The organism is Tundrisphaera macrotermitis, assembly GCF_051175315.1.
Lineage (GTDB): Bacteria > Planctomycetota > Planctomycetia > Isosphaerales > Isosphaeraceae > Tundrisphaera.
Genome location: NZ_CP195100.1, coordinates 4,754,639 through 4,771,947 on the forward strand (window position 1 = coordinate 4,754,639; position 17,309 = coordinate 4,771,947).

Annotated in this window: 14 protein-coding genes; 12 read left to right on the forward strand and 2 right to left on the reverse strand. The window is 69.7% G+C overall.

From position 1 onward, the window contains the following. The first annotated feature begins 125 nt into the window (after nt 1-125). The 3 genes from TA3x_RS19235 to TA3x_RS19245 all read left to right on the forward strand — a co-directional run bounded on the left by TA3x_RS19235 (nt 126) and on the right by TA3x_RS19245 (nt 3,250). Nucleotides 126-515, forward strand: a complete 390-nt coding sequence (locus TA3x_RS19235) for a hypothetical protein (RefSeq protein WP_435016283.1) — start codon at nt 126-128, stop codon at nt 513-515. 97 nt (nt 516-612) lie between these two features. Beyond that, the gene (locus tag TA3x_RS19240) at nt 613-1,314 is read left to right on the forward strand and encodes a hypothetical protein (RefSeq protein WP_435016284.1); all 702 of its coding nucleotides are present in this window, start codon (nt 613-615) and stop codon (nt 1,312-1,314) included. Nucleotides 1,315-1,417: 103 nt separating this feature from the next. Continuing rightward, on the forward strand, nt 1,418-3,250 hold the full coding sequence (locus tag TA3x_RS19245) for a TolC family protein (RefSeq protein WP_435016285.1): 1,833 nt from the start codon (nt 1,418-1,420) through the stop codon (nt 3,248-3,250). Between the two features lie 9 nt (nt 3,251-3,259). Here the strand turns inward: TA3x_RS19245 and TA3x_RS19250 are convergent, their stop codons facing one another. Together TA3x_RS19250 and TA3x_RS19255 are read right to left on the reverse strand one after the other, a co-directional pair. Further along, nucleotides 3,260-4,714 carry an efflux RND transporter periplasmic adaptor subunit gene (locus TA3x_RS19250; protein ID WP_435016286.1) on the reverse strand — a complete coding sequence of 485 codons (1,455 nt, stop codon included), beginning with the start codon at nt 4,712-4,714 and terminating at the stop codon, nt 3,260-3,262. Then, nucleotides 4,714-8,067, reverse strand: a complete 3,354-nt coding sequence (locus TA3x_RS19255) for an efflux RND transporter permease subunit (RefSeq protein ID WP_435016287.1) — start codon at nt 8,065-8,067, stop codon at nt 4,714-4,716. The genes TA3x_RS19250 and TA3x_RS19255 overlap by 1 nt, the downstream gene beginning before the upstream one ends. A 297-nt stretch (nt 8,068-8,364) precedes the next feature. On the opposite strand from TA3x_RS19255, the gene TA3x_RS19260 reads away from it, so the two are divergent. The 9 genes from TA3x_RS19260 (at nt 8,365) to TA3x_RS19300 (ending at nt 17,305) form a co-directional block, all read left to right on the forward strand. Further along, a complete protein-coding gene (locus tag TA3x_RS19260) occupies nt 8,365-9,081 on the forward strand; it encodes a hypothetical protein (RefSeq protein WP_435016288.1) in 717 nt (238 codons plus the stop codon). Nucleotides 9,082-9,094: 13 nt separating this feature from the next. Beyond that, a complete protein-coding gene (locus TA3x_RS19265) occupies nt 9,095-9,529 on the forward strand; it encodes a DUF1810 domain-containing protein (RefSeq protein ID WP_435016289.1) in 435 nt (144 codons plus the stop codon). Beyond that, a complete protein-coding gene (locus TA3x_RS19270) occupies nt 9,526-9,678 on the forward strand; it encodes a hypothetical protein (RefSeq protein ID WP_435016290.1) in 153 nt (50 codons plus the stop codon). Before TA3x_RS19265 ends, TA3x_RS19270 begins: the two co-directional genes overlap by 4 nt. Before the next feature lie 52 nt (nt 9,679-9,730). Further along, on the forward strand, nt 9,731-10,210 hold the full coding sequence (locus TA3x_RS19275; protein WP_435016291.1) for a DUF1569 domain-containing protein: 480 nt from the start codon (nt 9,731-9,733) through the stop codon (nt 10,208-10,210). Nucleotides 10,211-10,226: 16 nt separating this feature from the next. Continuing rightward, nucleotides 10,227-10,685 (forward strand): GNAT family N-acetyltransferase, encoded by a 459-nt coding sequence (locus TA3x_RS19280; RefSeq protein WP_435016292.1) that lies wholly within the window; start codon nt 10,227-10,229, stop codon nt 10,683-10,685. A 248-nt stretch (nt 10,686-10,933) separates the two neighbouring features. Then, on the forward strand, nt 10,934-12,034 hold the full coding sequence (locus TA3x_RS19285) for a DUF1559 domain-containing protein (RefSeq protein WP_435016293.1): 1,101 nt from the start codon (nt 10,934-10,936) through the stop codon (nt 12,032-12,034). Between the two features lie 191 nt (nt 12,035-12,225). Then, the gene (locus TA3x_RS19290) at nt 12,226-13,716 is read left to right on the forward strand and encodes a sulfatase family protein (protein WP_435016294.1); all 1,491 of its coding nucleotides are present in this window, start codon (nt 12,226-12,228) and stop codon (nt 13,714-13,716) included. Between the two features lie 203 nt (nt 13,717-13,919). After that, nucleotides 13,920-15,035 carry a hypothetical protein gene (locus TA3x_RS19295; protein WP_435016295.1) on the forward strand — a complete coding sequence of 372 codons (1,116 nt, stop codon included), beginning with the start codon at nt 13,920-13,922 and terminating at the stop codon, nt 15,033-15,035. A gap of 2 nt (nt 15,036-15,037) precedes the next feature. Continuing rightward, nucleotides 15,038-17,305 carry a hypothetical protein gene (locus TA3x_RS19300; protein ID WP_435016296.1) on the forward strand — a complete coding sequence of 756 codons (2,268 nt, stop codon included), beginning with the start codon at nt 15,038-15,040 and terminating at the stop codon, nt 17,303-17,305. The last annotated feature ends 4 nt before the right edge of the window (nt 17,306-17,309 follow it).

The following is a 17,309-nucleotide window of genomic DNA, read 5'->3' on the forward strand; positions in this document are numbered from 1 at the left end:
GCCGGGGATCGACTTTCCCGGGCAAGGGCACCCGCCCCGGAATCGTGGTGTAAGGTTGGGCGGGCCGTTCGCGTCGGCGGGCGGCCCGCCCCACCGTGACCACTCCGCGATCTCGGGACGTCATCATGATCTCCAGGAAATGGGCCGTCGGCGGCCTGGTGCTGGCCTTCATGGGCTGCAATGAGGCCCCGGCGGGCGACCACGGGGTCCGTTATCCGGCCGAAGGCCACGGCAACTGGGGCCAGTATGGCCACGGCCCCCACCTCCGCAACCGGGGCCCGATGGCGACCGACTTCGGGCCGCCGTTCTTCACCCACGGCGGATGCTGGGGCGTGCCCTACGTCCCGCCCCAGGTTCCGCTCTACACAGCGGGCGGGGCCAGCGGCAGCAACGCCGGCGGGTTCGGATCGGCCGGCTTCGGCGCCTACGCCGGGGCCCCGGCGTTCCCGGACACGATCGCCCCGCACCTCCGGTCCCTGGACGGTGGCAACGGCCCCGCCCCCAGGGCCCGCTGACACTTTCCCTGCGGGCCGGGGCCGTGAGATGTCGATCCCTGATGGGTGATGATGGAGCGGATCGACCGATCAACCCCCGACCCAGGATGGGAATGCCATGCGTCCACGGCCGGCCCTCACCTTTCGCCCCGGCCTGGAGCGGTTCGAGGCGAAGCTGATGCTCACCGCGGCGCCCGCGGTGCCGGGGGTCGTGATCGCCCTGGACTCGCCGCCCGCGCCGGCCGCCGACGACGGGGGCGTGGAACTGTTCGACGCGGCGGCCCCGGCGGCCCGGAATCCGAAGTTGCAGCTCTCCCGGATCACGGTGCCGAAGAACGGCATCGCCCGCCTGGTCCCCCCGCTCCAGCAGATCAAGGTCCAGGGCAAGGTGCCGGTGCCCGGCCAGATGTACAACATCCTCTCGGTGAGCGTGAGGAACAGCACGCAGCGGACCTTCGACGCGTCCAACGACTTCCGCGTCCGGATCACCGGCCAACGCCAGTCGTTCCCGGCGATCGCCGAGGGGGATCAATGGAAGCCGGGCGAGTTCCGGGTCTTCTACATCTTCACCAAGCAGTATTACCCGCTGAAGCCCGTGACCTCGGCCGGATTCGAGTTCGACTTCGGCGGTTCTCGGGGCGTGGCCATCCCGGGGCCCTCGGGGATCTTCCAGCGCGTCCGCTACCGGCCGGCGAAGTTCGCCGACACCCTCGACTGGATCGTCACCAGGGGGCCCGGCGCCAAGGGGACCGCGCTGGGGCTGCCCAACACGGCGATCTGGGAAGTCCTCCCCGCGAGCGCCCCGATCGTCCCGCTTTGAGGCCGGCCGGGGAATTCCCCGCCATTCCGGTCATCCCCGAGGCCGTTGTGGGCCGATGAACCACCCGAGGCCGGCCAGGATCGCCAAGGATCGGCGATCACGCATGCGGAGCATGGAAATGGTTCGAAGGGCGATCGTCGGCCGAATCGAGGGGAATCCCGGCACCGCCGCCTGGGATCGATCCGCCCCAGGCGTCCGATTCCTGCTCCTGTCCCTGGCCCTCGGCGGGATCGCGCCGGCCCCCGGATGGGCCCAGGTATCCGCACCGCCCGCCGCCGCCCACCGGAGGGGGGCGGGGCTGTTCCGGGCGGCGGGCCCCGCCATCCCGCCCCGGCCCCACGCCGGGACCGCCTCCGCGAAGCCCGCCGCGCCCAAATCCGATCCGGCGATCGCCCCGGCCCAGGACCTGCCGGCCAACACCCTGCCGCCGGCCCTGACCGACCCCCCGCCGACGGCCCCCGCGCCGGTGGCCCGGCCCGCCGACGGCAACGCCGTGGACCTGCGGTTCCAGCCCGCCCCGCTGGAGCCGGACGACGTCCCGCTGCCGATCAACCTGGCCACGGCCCTGCGGCTGTCCGACGCCCGCCCCCTGATGATCGCCGCGACCCAGGCCAGCGTGTGGGTGGCGGAGGCCCAACTCAAAAGGGCCCGCGTCCTCTGGGTGCCGAAGCTGGTGTTCGGGGCCGACTATGTCCGCCACGACGGCGGCGGGCCGGACTTCAACAAGGGCATCCTCACCGCCCCCAGCGTCAACTTCTTCTACGCCGGCGGCGGCATCCACCAGATCCTCAACCTGACCGACGCGATCTTCGAGCCCCTGGCCGCCCGCCAGGCACTGAAGGCCCGCCACGCCGACGTCCAGGCATCCAAGAACGACGCCTTGCTGGCGACCGCCGAGGCGTATTTCGCCGTCCATGAGGCGCGGGGCTCCTACGCCGGTGCGCTGTACGCGGCCAACCGGGGCCGCGACCTGGTGGAGCGGGTCGACCGGCTGGCCGGCGACCTGGCGCCGGCCGACGAGGCGCAAAGGGCCCGCAACATGCTGGCGATGCTGGAGCAGCAGGCGACCTCGGCGCGGGAGGCGTGGCGGGTGGGCAGCGCGGATCTGACGCAGGTGCTGCGGCTGGACCCGCGTGCGGTGGTGGTGCCGTTGGAGGACGACCACCTGCAGGTGACGCTGATCGACCCGGCCAAGGGCCTGGATGAACTGATGCCGATCGCGCTGGCGACCCGGCCCGAACTGGCGTCCAACCAGGCCAGCGTCGAGGCGGCCGAGGCGCGGGTCCGCCGCGAGAAGATGCGGCCGGTGCTGCCGGAAGTGCGGATCAACGGCTTCCAGGCCCCCGGCGGCATGTACCTCCAGGCGGGCGTCTTCGGCATCGGGCCCAACAGCAGCCTCAACCAGTTCACCGGCCGCTTCGACATGAGCTATCAGCTCGTCTGGCAGCTCGAAGCGTTCGGCATCGGCAACGTCGCCCGGATCAAGAGGCAACGGGGCGACCAGTCGCGGGCCATCGTCGAGCTGACCCGGTGGCAGGACCGGGTCGGGGCCGAGGTCACCGCGGCCCACGCCGCGCTCCAGTCGGCGGCGGCGCGGGTGGGGCAGGCCGACCGGGCTCTCAAGGCCGCCTCGGAGACCTTCAACGGCAACTTCGCCGGTCTCCAGCAGACGCAGCGGTTCGGCGACGTGCTGGTGCTGGTCAACCGGCCCCAGGAAGTCGTCTTCTCCCTGACCCAGCTCAAGGTGTCGCTGGATAATTACTTCTTCACCGTGGGCGAGTACAACCGGGCCCAGTTCCGGATGTTCCACGCGCTGGGCTACCCGGCCGGGGAGCTGGCCAACCTCCGCCCGCCCGGCGAGGTGGGGCCGGTGGACATCTCGCGCCCGGCCTACCTGCCGCCGGTCGGCACCGGCCCGCCCCCCGCGAGCCGGTGACCATCCGGGTCAACGCGGGGACGCGTCGGCCACCTTCGCCTCGGGCTTGTCCGGGGCGATCTTGACCGGGGCGTCGTCGGTCAGGATCGCCAGGTCGCCGAGGATGACCTGCTCCGAGCCGTCGACCGCGGTCCAGGGGCGGTCGCCCTCGGGGGCGCCGGCCGGGACGACGGGTCGGTGGTTGGTGATCTCGACAGAGGAGCCGTCGCCGATGCCGGTCTCGACCTCGGTCCGCACCGCCTTGCCGTCGCGGTGCATCCAGCAATAAACATTGTCGCCGCTGTAGACCAGGGCCTCGACGGGCACGGTCCGGACGTCGGGGCGTTCGATGATGACCTTGCCGTAGGCGTACATCCCGGGCAAAAGCTGGCCGTCGGAGTTCTTGAGGTCGATCTCGGCGCGGAGGGTCCGGCTCTTGACGTTGAGCGCCCACGAGGTCCGGGTGACGGAGGCGGGAATCTCCTCGTCGCGGTAGGCCTTGGCCAGCACCGTCGCCTTGGTGCCGATGGAGACGTAGTTGGCGTCCTGCTCGGGGATGTCCACGAAGATCCGGACGATGTCGGTGCGATCGACCACGTAGACCGGGGCGGCCCCCTCGGGCGATTTGTAGGGGGACATGTCGCGGGCGGTGGGGTCGCCGGTGGCGGGGGTGACGAAGTCGCCGGTGTTGGCGTTGCGGCCCACGATCACGCCGTCGAACGGGGCGGGCAGGGTGAGGTAGCCTTCCAGGGCGGCCAGCCTTTTCTCCTCGCTCTGGGCCACGGCCAGCTGGGCGCGGGCCACGGCCACGTCGACGTCGGCCTTGGCGTCCGCGGATTGCTTGCTGACGAGGTCGGCCTCGGCCGCCGCGATGGTCGACTTCGCGGCCTCGCGGGCGGCGGTGTTCGACTTGAGCTGATTCTCCGACTCCAGGAGGATCTGCGGGGCGACGACCCCCTTGGACACCTCGGCGCTGAGCCGCTTCACTTCCGAGTCCCAGCGGTCGACCTCGGCCTGGAACTTGGCGAGGATCGACTTCGCCTCGGACACCCGGGCCTTGGCGGCGTCGACGTCGGCCTTCGCCACGTCCTGGAGCTTCACCGCGCGGTCGATCATCCGCTCGGCCAGCACCACGTCGGCCTGCTTGGTCCGGCGCTCCTCGACGAGTTCGGGCATGAACAGGGTGGCCATCACCTGGTCCTTCTTGACCCGGTCGCCGATGTCCACGTTCCACTTCTCGATGTACGAGGGGAGCTTGGCGTAGATCGACGTATGCTCGTAGGCCTGGATGAAGCTGGGCTGCTTGACGACGCGGGTGATCGTCTCGACCTTGGGGCTGACCAGGCGGACGGTTTGCGGCTCGGACACGCTCCTGGTGGCCGCCTTCTTCTCGCCGCCGCCGCAGCCCGACGCCGCCAGCAGGCCCAGGAGCCACGCCCGGCGGAGCAGGTCGCCGGCGGGCCGATTCGTGAGGGAGGGGCGCATCAGAGGTCTCCGGTCTGGGGGGAATCCTTCGCGGGCGCGGCCGGAGGGGAGTTCGTGTCGACGGTCGTGGTGCCCTGGATCGCGTGTTCGATCGCCTCCTCGCGCGACGGGGCCGACCCGGCGTGGCCGTCGAGGGCGAAGACGTCGGGGTCGTAGTGCGGGCTCTCGCGGTCGTCCGGGTAGAGCGACGGCGACTTCGGCGTGCTGCTCCCCATCAGGACCGTGAAGATCGACGGGAGGATCAAGAGGGTGGCGACCGTGGACATCAGCAGCCCGCCGATCACCGCCCGGCCCAGCGGGGCCTGCATCTGGCTGCCGCGCTCCAGGGCCAGGGCCATGGGCACCATGCCGATGGTCATGGCGCAGGCCGTCATGAGGATCGGCCGGAGCCGGTCGCTGGCGCCGAAGATGGCGGCCTCGCGCGACGGCATCCCTTCCTTCCAGTGGTCGTGCATGAACGTGACCAGCATGACCGAGTTGGACACCGACACGCCCAGGCACATGATCGAGCCCATGAACGACTCGATGTTCAGCGTGGTGCCGGTCAGGTAGAGCATGGTCGCGATCCCGGAGAACACCCCCGGCACCGCGCCGATCGAGATCAGGGCCAGCCGGGGGGACTGGAAGTACGCGGTCAGCAGCACCACGATCACGAACACCGCGACCCCGATGCCGACGCCCAGCGCCCGGAACATCTCGTTCATCGGCGGGAGCTGGCCCATCGGGATCACGCGGACGCCCCGGGGCGGGTCGCCGGCCGCGGCCACGGCATCGAGGACGTGCCGCGAGGCCCGGCCCATGTCCTCCCCCTCGACGTTGGCCGTCAGGGTCAGGTAGCGCTGGGACATCGAGCGGTCGTACTGGCCCGGCTGGGACCCCGGGCGGACCGTCGCCACGTCCCGCACCATCAGGTTCACCAGGCTGTTGACCGGCGCGATGGGGAGGTCTTCCACGTCGGATGCCTCGGTCATCTTGGTGGTCGGCAGGAGCACCTCGACGAGGTAGTCGAACCCGGTCTTGCGGTCGATCCAGTAGTTGGTCGCGGTGAACCGGGTGGACGAGGTCCCCGGCACCAGCGCCTTGCCCACGTCCTCGACCGTGACCCCGCTGAGCCCCGCCTTCTCGCGGTCGATCTCGACCTCGATGGTCGGGTAGTCCAGGGTCTGCTCGAAGCCGACGTCGCGGAGCGAGGGGATCTTCCGCATCGCGTCGGCGATCTTGGTGGCGTGCTGGCGGACCGCCCCGAGGTCGGTGCCGACGACCCGGATCGCGATCGGCGTGAGCGAGCCGAAGCTCATCACCTCGGTGACGATGTCCCCCGGCTCGAAGCCGAACGTCGATTGCTCGGCCTGCCGCCTCGCCTTGTCCGGGGCCACGCCGCCCTGTTCGAGCCGCTTCGCCATCCACGGCCTGATCTGCTCGGGAAGGGCCTTGCGGAGCCGTTCGCGGAACGCGGCGAGCTTGATGCCGCTCTTCTCCGTCAGGGCGATCCGCAACTGTCCGTCGTCGGGCCCGCGCATGAACAGGAGCATGTTGTTGATGCCGAAGTTGGGGGCGACCTGCCCGACGAAGCCCATCGTGATCTCGATGTTCTCCGCCCCGGCCTCCTTCTCGATCACCCCCAGGCACTGCTGGGCCATCTCGCGGGTCAGCTCGAAGTTCGACCCCGGCGGGGGCCGGAACCGGAGCACGAACTCGCCCGAGTCCACCTGCGGGAACAGCTCGGTCCCCAGCCGTCCCCCGGCCTGCCACAGCACCAGCCCGCACGCGATCAGATAGATGCCGACCACCGCCCATCGCCACGCCACCAGGCGCTCGGCCACCGCCCGGAACCCGGCCTGGATCCGGTCGAACAGCCCCGGTTTCTCCTCGGCGTGCCCCTCGTGCTTCAGCAGGTAGACGCACATGATCGGCACGAACGTGCTGGACAGCAGGTACGACGAGATCATGGCGAAGCCGACCGCCAGCGTCAGCGGCATGAACAGCGACCGCAACGGGTCGCTCATGATGAACGCCGGGATGAATACCGACAGGATGCAGAGCAGGGCCAGCAATCGCGGGACGGCCGTGATGTTGTTGCCGTGGAGCACGGCCGAGGCCAGCTTCGACGTCCGCTTCAACTGGGCGTGGACGTTCTCCACCTCCACGGTCGCCTCGTCCACCAGGATGCCGATGGCCAGCGCCAGCCCGCCCAGGGACATGATGTTGATCGTGTTGCCGGTCAGCCAGAGGCCGAACAGCGACCCGAGCAGGGCGAGCGGGATGTTGGCCACGACGACCACCACGCTCCGGGCGTCGCGGAGGAAGATCATGATCATCAGCCCGGTCAGGCAGGCGCCGATCAGCCCCTCGGAGGCCACGCTCTTGACCGCCGCGACCACGGTGGGGGACTCGTCGAACTCGAAGTCGACCTTGACGTCCCTGGGCACCACGTCGCGGAACATCTGCATCGACTTGTGGATGTCGGCCACCACGGTCAGGGCGGATGCGGTGTCCTTCTTGATGATCGGCAGGTAGACCGACTTCTTGCCGTTGACCAGGGCGTAGCCGTAGGTGATGTCGGTGTCGTCGGAGATCTTCGCCACGTCGCGGAGGTAGACGTTCTCCCCCAGCCGGAGCGGGATCTTGCCGATGTCCTGGATGTTGTCGACCGTGGAGTTGGTGGGCACCATCGGCATCGTGTCCTTGACGTACACGTTGCCGGCCGGGATGACCGTGTTCCCCCTGGCCATGGCGTCGACCACGTCCTGCGGGCTGAGGTTGTAGGCCCGCAGTTTCTCCGGGTCGACGTTGATGATGATCGACCGCATGTTCGGGCCGAACGGGGAGATGGCCACCGTGCCCGGGACGTACTTCTGCACCAGGGGCCGGATGATGTTCTGGGCCAGGTCGCCCATCCGCCCCAGCGACGTGACCTCGCTCTCCATGACCAGGTAGCCGACCGGCACGCTGCCGGCGTCCATGCGCATGATCATGGGGGGCAGGGTGCCCTTGGGCATCCACGACATCGCCCGGTCGGACATCGCCACGACCTGCGCCATCGCCTGGCCCATGTCGGTGCCCGGGAAGAACGACAGCTCGCACATCGAGACTTGCTGGATGTTCTGGGTGTTGATGTCCTCGATGCCGTCCACGTACTGGAAGTAGAGTTCCAACTGGTTGACGATGAACCCCTCCATCTGGGCGGGGCTCATGCCGACGTAGTCGAGGTAGACGTAGACCTTCGGGGTGTTCAGCGACGGGAAGATGTCCACGCGCATCCGGGTGAGGGCGAGCACGCCGCCGCTGATCAGGGCCACGACCAGCATGAGGGTCGTGATCGGGTGGCGCATCGCGAAGACGATCGGATTCATGGACCAGACCCCGGCCGACCCGAGTCCTCCCGAATCGCACCTTCGCGAATCTTCGGTCGGACGGAATGAGACCGCCGAGGGGCGTCGTGGGGACCCCGCGCGGCCGCAACACTATGGCCTCGCCGGGCCGCCGCTGTCCAAGGAAAAAGCGGCCCGGTTCCGCCATCCCCCCGCATTCAACGTAGGCGATCCCGGGGCGAATGGCGCCTGCACGCCGATTGCCTTATCCGGCCCGATCGGGGAAGATCCAGCCGGGATGGCCCGACGCCTCCCGATGGTCCGGAGGGGTTCGCGCCGGTGCTCGATCAACTGTCCCACAGCACGCACACCCTGGTCGTCTCCTACCTGGGGATCCGGCGGGCGATCGGGGTGATCGGCCTGCTCCTGCCGGTGATGCTGGGGCCGGTCGGCTTGCTGGCGTTCGGCATCCCGATCCAGGACAACATGAGCAGCTACTACCACACCCCGATGCGGGACGTGTTCGTCGGCTCCATGTGCGCCATCGGGATCTTCCTGTTCTGCTACCGGGGCTACGACTGGATCGAGAACTGGACGGCCAACTTCGGCTTCCTGTCGGCGCTGGGGGTCGCCCTCTGCCCGCTCGATCCCGGCAGCAACCCGCTCCAGCAGAGGTCGGTCCTGGGCTATCTCCACACGGCCAGCGGCGGGGTGTTCTTCCTGACCCTGGCCTTCTATTCCCTCTACCACTTCCCCGACGCCGACAAGGGCCGCCCCGAGGTCGCGCCCCACGAGGCCCAGCGCAACTTCATCTATCGCGCCAGCGGCGTCGTGATCCTGCTCGGCATGGTCGCGATGGGCGCCTACCTGTTCCTGATCCCGGAGCCGTGGCAGCGGCGGCTCAACGACGTCAACTTCCTGTTCTGGATGGAGTGGGTGGCGGTCTGGGCGTTCGCGGCCGCGTGGCTCACCAAGGGGCGGGCCATCTTCGCCGACATCGCCGTCGACCTGCTGGCGTTGCCGGTCCAGATCCTCCACAAGAAGAAGCGTGATTGAAGCGGAGCCCCCCATGCCCGACGACCCCCACGACCTCGGCCGCTTCGTCCATGCCCAGCGCGACGACTACGACCGGGCGCTCGCCGAGGTCCGGGCCGGCGAAAAGCGGTCCCACTGGATGTGGTACATCTTCCCCCAGGTCGACGGCCTGGGATCCAGCCCGATGGCCCGGCGCTACGCGATCAAGTCCGCGGATGAGGCGCGGGCCTACCTCGACCACCCCGTCCTCGGCCCTCGCCTGCGGGAGATCGCCGAGGCGGCCCTGGCCGTGCCGGAACGCTCGGCCCTGGACATCTTCGGATCGCCGGACGACATGAAGCTGAAGTCTTGCGCGACCCTGTTCGCCAGCGTGTCGCCCCCGGGCTCGGCCTTCGCCCGGCTGATCGACCGCTTCTTCGGCGGGGAGCCCGACGCGAAGACGCTCGAACTGATCCGGGCGGATGCATGAGCGAGGCCAATACGCCCAGATTCGGCGCCCTCGGGGCGACGATCGCCCTCGCCGTGTTGGCCCTGGCGCTGGCGATCTCCCTGGCGTATCGCTGGCTGCACCACCACAACGCCTTCGTCGCGATCGGGCCGATCTCGATCCGGTTCTAACCCGGGCGGCACGCTCGCCGCCGGCATCGGCCAAGGGAAGGGGAAGACGACCGTGTCCACACCGACGACTCGCCGATCGCTCCGGTTCGACGGCATCGAGCCGATGCTGGTCGACGTCGAGGCCCTGGCCGCGGCCGAGCGGGAGGGTACGCTCAGGTCCTTCGGCAACTGGACCCTGGGCCAGTCGCTGAACCACCTGGCCTCCTGGGTCGATTTCGCCTACACCGGGCTGCCGATCAAGCTCCCGTTCTTCGTCCGCTGGCTGGTGCGGCCCCTGAAGAAGAAGATGCTGGCCGGGCCGCTCAGGCCAGGCGTGAAGCTCCCGAAGACGCCGGGGGGGACTCTGGCGACCGAGGTCGTCCCCACCGACGAGGGCCTTGCGCACCTCCGCCAGTCGTTCGCCCGCCTCGCCGCCGAGCCGCCCACCCTGCCGCACCCGCTGTTCGGGCGTTTGACGCATGACGAGTGGATGGCGTTGCACCTCCGGCACGCGGAGTTGCACCTGTCGTTCCTGCATCCCGACACCCGCTGATCGGCGTGGAGGACCCATGATCGCGCTCAGGCCCTATCGACCGGACGACGCGCCGGCCCTGCTGGCCCTGTTCCGGGACACCATCCGCCGGGTCAATTGCCGCGACTACGACCCGGAGCAGGTCGCGGCCTGGGCGTCCGACGAGATCGATCCCGCCGCGTGGGCGGCCCGATTCCAGGGCCGTTTCGTCGTGGTGGCCGAGGGGCCGGCCGGATTCGCCGAGTTGGAGCCGGACGGCCACATCGACCGCTTCTTCGTCTCGGCCGACCACCAGAGGCGGGGTGTGGGCGCCTCGCTGCTGGATGCCGTGGAGGCGGAGGCCCGGCGACGCGGCATCGGCCGGCTCTTCCTCGAATCCAGCCTCACGGCCCGGCCGTTCTTCGAAGCGAGGGGCTTCACGCACCTGGCCCGCCAGGTGGTGACGTGCCGCGGCGTCGCGATGGTCAACGACCGGATGGAACGGCGTCTCGATTGAGCCACCTCTCGACCGATGGATGACACCCCTGGTTAACGCGTGTTGACAAACTCAATCGAATTAGTAGGATTTCCTCCGCAGTCATCGGAGCGACCCGACAACGGGAGCAACCCGACGCCGTGAATGCCGGCCCGACCTTCGGGTCCCGGCGATTCTGATGTCCGGAGTTGACGAGTTGGCCGGGGTGACTCCGATCGCCATGTCGGGCGATCGAGGATCTCGCGCCACTCCTTCCCAGGGGTCGCACGATGAAAGATCGAATCCGACGCGGTTTCACGCTGATCGAATTGCTGGTGGTGATCGCGATCATCGCCGTCCTGATCGCCCTGCTGCTTCCCGCCGTGCAGGCCGCCCGGGGCGCGGCCCGGCGGATCCAGTGCACCAACAATCTCAAGCAGTTGGGGCTGGCCCTGCACAACTACCACGACGTCCACGGTTCATTCCCGCCGGCCGGGCTGCCGGTCTCGTCGGGGACGACGGCCGCCACGCTGGACAACGCCAGCTTCAGCGCCCAGGCCCGGTTGCTGCAATTCATCGAGCAGGGCAACGTCTTCAACGCGATGAATTTCAGCTTCGGGTGCTTCAACTCGATCGATTCGTACGGCAACGCGGCCAACGCGACGGCCACCGACAAGAGGCTTTCCGTCTTCCTCTGCCCGTCGGACACCCCGCCCTCCTACCCGGTGGTGCGCGTGTTGGGGCAGAGCTTCACGGCGCCCGGGACCAGCTACTTCACCTCGACCGGATCGACGCTCGAGCATGATAGCCGGCAGGCCGGCGGGCCGCCCAACGGGATCTTCGCCTACGGCACGGTCTTCCGGATCGCGGACGTGACCGACGGGACCAGCAACACGATCGCCTTCGGCGAGTGGAAGATGGGGTCGGGCAACGTGAATCGGCTCTCGATCCCGTCGGACATCGTCTGGATGACCTCATTCCCTTCCGGCGTGACCCGCAACACCCAGACCATGAGCCTGCCCCAGGCCAACGCCAATAATGCCCTGATCGCCTGGCTCGACGATTGCCGCAAGAACGGCAACCCCGGCGCACCGACCCGCAACAACGGGACGGCGAACCTCGGGCAGGCGTGGGCGTTCAACCTTCCGGCCTACAGCATCGGCAACACGGTCCTGCCGCCGAATCCCCAGTACCCCACCTGCATGACGGCCAAGCCCGGCACCCAGAATTCGCCCGGGGCCTACGGGCTGGCCAGCTACCACCCCGGCGGGGCCAACGTCGTGATCTCCGACGGCTCGGTCCGGTTCATCAAGGACACCACCAACTACAACGCCTTCTGGGCGCTCGGATCGCGGAACGGCGGCGAAATCATCTCGGCGGATTCGTTCTGACCCGGAAAGAGGCCCGCCCGGGAACCAACCCACCCCGCCCGGGCGGCCGCCGCGAACGGGCGATCCGCGCACGCCGCAGGGCCTTGACCGGCCGGGCCGGGCGGGCGAAAGTCCCCTGGCGGCCGAGGCCCTGCCGTCGAAGGGTCGCCCTCCCCCCATTCTGCCCGCCAGCCGGGTCGCGGAGATCCCAGATGATCCGCAGAGCCGTGATGATCGCCGCCTTGGGCGTGCTCGCCGCGTCGACGACGCGGGCCGCGGACGCCCCCCGTCCCAATATCCTCCTGGTGATCGCCGACGACTGGTCGTTCGGCCACGCGGGGGCCTATGGCTGCCGATGGATCCGGACGCCGAACTTCGACCGGGTGGCCCGGGAAGGGGTGCTGTTCTCCAACGCCTTCACCAACAACCCCAAGTGCAGCCCCTGCCGGGCCAGCCTCCTGACCGGCCGGAACACCTGGCAGCTCGACGAGGCGATGTGCCACAACGGCCTGTTCCCGGCCCGGTGGCCGGTCTATCCCGATCTGCTGGAAGCGGCCGGCTACCACGTCGGATTCACCGGCAAGGGGTGGGGCCCGGGCGACTTCAAGGCCGGGGGGTTCCGGCGCAACCCGGCCGGCCCGGCCTATCAGCAGGCCAAGCAGGCCCCGCCGCTGCGGGGGATGGCCAACACCGACCTCGCCGGCAACTTCTCGGCCTTCCTGGACGCCCGGAAGCCCGGCCAGCCGTTCTGCTTCTGGGTCGGCGGCCAGGAGCCCCACCGGCCCTACGAAGACGGATCGGGCCGGCGCGCCGGCCGGGACCCGGCCTCGGTCGTCCTCCCCTCGTACTATCCCGACTCGCCCATCATCCGGGACGACCTGCTCGACTACGCGATGGAGGTCGAGCGGTTCGACGCCCAGCTCGGCCGGGTCCTGGAACGGCTCGAACGCACCGGGGAACTGGACAACACGCTCGTTCTGATCACGTCCGACCACGGCATGCCCTTCCCGCGCGTGAAGGGGCAGATCTACGAGGCTGGCTTCCACATCCCGCTGGCCGTCCGGTGGGGGCGGAACAAAGGCATGGGTCGCCTGGTCGAAGACTTCATCAACGTTCGCGACATCGCCCCGACGTTCCTGGCCGCGGCCGGGTGCGAGGCGCCCGCCTCGGTGACCGGCAAAAGCTTCCTGGACGTGCTGAAGAGCGAGGCGTCCGGCCGGATCGACCCGGCCCGCGACCGGATGGTGATCGGCAAGGAACGCCACGACCTCGGCCGGCCCGACGACCAGGGCTACCCGGTCCGGGCGATCCGGACGCCCGACTATCTCTACGTCGTCAACTACGAGCCCGACCGCTGGCCGGTGGGGAACCCCGAGACGGGCTACCCCAACTGCGACGACGGGCCGACCAAGACCCTGATCACGTCCCGATTCGACGAGTCGTATCGGCTCTGCTTCGGCAAGCGGCCCGCCGAGGAGTTGTACCGGATCCGCAAGGACCCGGACTGCGTCGCCAACCTGGCGGGGGACCCTGCGCTCCTGGACCTCAGGCGGCAACTCCGGGCGGAGATGGAAGCCCTCCTGCGCAGCGACGGGGATCCCCGGATGTTCGGGCGCGGCGGGGTCTTCGAAGCCTATCGTTATCTCGGGCCGAGGGGCCATGCCTACGACGAGTGGCTGAAGTTCAGCCGGCCCGCTCGTTGATCCGGCCACGCGCCCGGCGCCGACGCCCCGGACGGATCGACGCGGCATGAAATGTGGGTCGGTGGGGCATCCGGATATTCTGGTGCTTATCGTTTGCTTCGGCGTGGCCGCCCGATAAACTGGTCCCGGCCGCTCGGCGGGTGTCCCGCCGACGCATCGATCGAAATCCCGCCCCCACGAAGTCTCGCGCGTCGAGGTCACCGATGCCCAAGGCGAAGAAGCCCGACGAGGTCGTCGCGCTGTCCGAGAGGATGATCGAAGCCCTGGCCTCGCTCCGCTCGCGAGCGGGCGGGGACGACCCCCCGACCCTGGCCCGCCTGGCCGAACAATGCGGCATCCCGCCCGGCGACGACCGCGTGCTCAAGGCGGCCGGCAAGAAGCCGTTCACCGCCCGGGCCACGGCCCTCAAGCGGGGCGGCAAGGTCGGGCTCGACTCGCCCGTCTACTTCAAGGAGGACGTGCCGAGCAAGGTCGAACTGGAACGGCGCGAGGTCGCCGACCTGGCCGGCCGGATGCTCCGGGTCCTCGAATCGCAGAGGGATCTGGGCGAAGGGGCGTATCCGCCGACCCTCTCCCGGCTTGCGGATTTGAGCGGCGTGAAGCCCTCCAACCCGCTGATCCCCAAGGCCATCAAACACGAGACGATGGCCGAGCAGGTGGTTATCGCGAACACCGGCAAGCCGGCCGCGGACGCCCTCATCTTCCTGGTCGCCGACCTCGTCGGCAACCCGGGCGGTTGGGGCACAGCGATGCTCGACTACGCCTTCGCGAAGCTGCGGAAGTCCGATGCGCTGGGCTTTACGCCTGATCAGCTCGCGAAGAAGCTCCAGAAATCTCTCCGGAAGCCATTCCTCGATGAGCTGACGTCCCGGCTCCGGCGGGAAGACCTGCCCGAGTCCTACGCCTGGCTGCCCAGCAAGAAGCCCCTGATCTTCCGCAGGGACGACATCCGGCCGGGCGAGCCGTTCCGCGTCCAGGAAACCGCCCCGGCCGAGGTCGCCGCGGCCCCGCCGCCGGCCCACGTCCAACACGACCGCGAGGCGGCCCCCGCCCGCGACTTCGAATCGGCCTTCCGCGAGGCGTTCGAGCGGATCGACCAGGGCCGGGGCCGGACCAACAACGTGAAGTTGAGCGACCTCCGGCGCGAGCTGGCCGGGTTCGACCGCCCGCAGTTCGACGCCGGGCTGAGGCGGCTGCGGGAGCGGCTGGAGTTCTCGCTGGACAGCCACGAGGGGCTCGTCAGGCCCCTGACCGCCGAGGAGCGCGAGGCGGGCATTTCCGAGTCGGGTTCGCTTCTCGTCTACGTCTCCCGGAGGTGACCATGAGGATCGATGCCCGCACGCAGGCCCCCTCGCCGCCGCCCACCCTGGACGCCCTGGGCCTGGAGTCCTATCTCGACGCGGTGCGCGACTCCAACCCGTTCTCCGCCGTCCGGGTCAACGAGCCGTCCCGCTACGACGTCGACGTGCCGTCGATCCACGCCGACAGCTTCGATCGCCTGGTCGCCCTGGCCGCCCGGGCCCACCGCGACCGCGCGGGCGTGGGCGCGGTGCTGTACGGAGGGGCGGGCGTCGGCAAGAGCCACCTGCTGTCGCGGCTGTTCCGCTGGGCGATCAAGGAGGACCGCGCCTCCTACGTCTTCCTCCACAACATCCAGGCCGACCCGGAACGGTTGCCGCGCTACCTGTTGAAGTGCGTGGTCAGCCTGCTCAGCCAGGGGGGACGCAGGCCGCACGGCAAGACGCCGCTGTTCCGGCTGGTGCACGACGCCCTGGCCCTGTTCCTCAAGGAGCAGAACATCTCCGCGGCCGACTGGAAAAGGTGCGAGGACCAGTTCGCCCGGCTGGTCGAGCGGTCGGCCGAGGAGTGGCGGGTCCGCGACCCGGCGTTCAACCGGAGGGTCCACGCCGTCCTGTTCCAGTTCCTCCGCCTGGCCTACCCGAGGAAGGCGGCCGACCCGGCCGCCGAGAGGCTGGCCGACGCGGCGCTGGCCTGGCTGTCGGGCGAGGAGATCGAGCCCGCCGCCGCCCGGGCGCTCGGCCTGCCGGTCTCCGGCGACGAGCCCGTGGCCCTGCGCGGGGACGACGAGGTCGAGCAGGCCCTGCTCGCCCTGGCCCAGCTGGCGCAGGTCTGCGGCCGGCCGTTCGTGCTCTGCATCGACCAGGTCGACAACCTGAACCCCGAACAGTTGAAGGCCCTGTGCCGCTGCCTCCACGCCCTGCTCGACCACGCGGTGAACCTGCTGGTCGTCATCTCGGGCGTGAAGAGCAGCCTCCTGGAACTCCGCGAGGAGGTCATCCCCGAGGCGGCCTGGGACCGGATCGCCGAGTACAAGGTCGAGCCGAAGCGGATCGGCCCCGACGACGCCCGCCGGATCCTCGAAGCCCGGTTGGAGAAGTTCCACGACGCCTTCCTCGGCCTGGGGCCCGTCAAACGGCACCTCCAGGAAGACACCCTGTTCCCGCTCGGGCGGGCCTGGCTCGCGGCGCAGCTCGGCGACGGCCTGGAGTTCCGGCCCCGCCAGGTCCTGATGTGGGCCCGCGACGCCTGGGAAGACCAGCAGGCGGCGCTCGCCCGGCTCGGCGGACCGGCGTGGCTGGACGGCTGGGCGAAGGCGTCGCCGGACCCGGTGCGGCCGGAACCGCCGGACAAGGTGACCACGAAGGAGGACATCGAGGCCGCGATCGACGACGCAGTGGATCGCAAGATCGAGGAGGCGATCGCCCAGAGGCGGCTCCACCGGGGGAGCCTGCCGCCCGACGCCGGCAACCTCGCCGGGCTGGTGCAGGATCTCCTGGGCCAGTGCCGGGGCAGCGGGTTCCCCTACACCTTCCGGGGCGTCGAGCGCAAGGCCAAGGTGAAGGCGAAGCTCCCGCCGTTCGACCTGCTGGTCCGCGAGCAGCGCGAGGCGGACGGCCGGGAGATCACCTCGGGCGTCCTGTTCGTCACCAACGACGGGATCTCGGCGACGGCCTCGCTCCGCCGCCTGCTGGAGGACGACGACGCGCCCGACCATCGCATCCTCGTCACCGACGAGGAGCGGAAGCCCCTCAGGATGAAGTCGGGCTCGCAGGCCGCGGCCTACTACAGCGATCTGGCGAGGCTCGGCCCCGCGCGGTTCGAGCACATCAAGCTCGACTTCGAGCAGTATGCGGCCCTCGACGCCCTGGAAGGGGTGGTCAACCTGGCCCGCGTGGGCGACCTGGACATCGAGATCCCCCGGGGGACCATCCGCCCGGTCTCCGCCGAGGAGGTCGTCGCCTCGCACCACCGCCGCGACCGCTATCGCCGCCATCCGCTGCTCCGGCCGATGCTGACCGAGGAGCCGCCCGACGCTGAGGTGGCGCCCCCGCCCGAGTCCCTGGACGAGAAGGACGTCCGGTCGCACATCATGGCCCAGCTGTCCTGGCGGCTCGGGATGACGGCGTTCGAGGCCGCCAAGGGCTATCTCCAGGTCCTCCCGGCCGCGCCGATCAAGCTCGACGAGGCCCGGGCCCAGATCAAGGCGATCGCCGGGCGGATGCACGCGGAACACCTGATCCACGCGACCCCGCACGACGACGACCTGTTCCTCCAGAGGAGGGCGTAGGCCG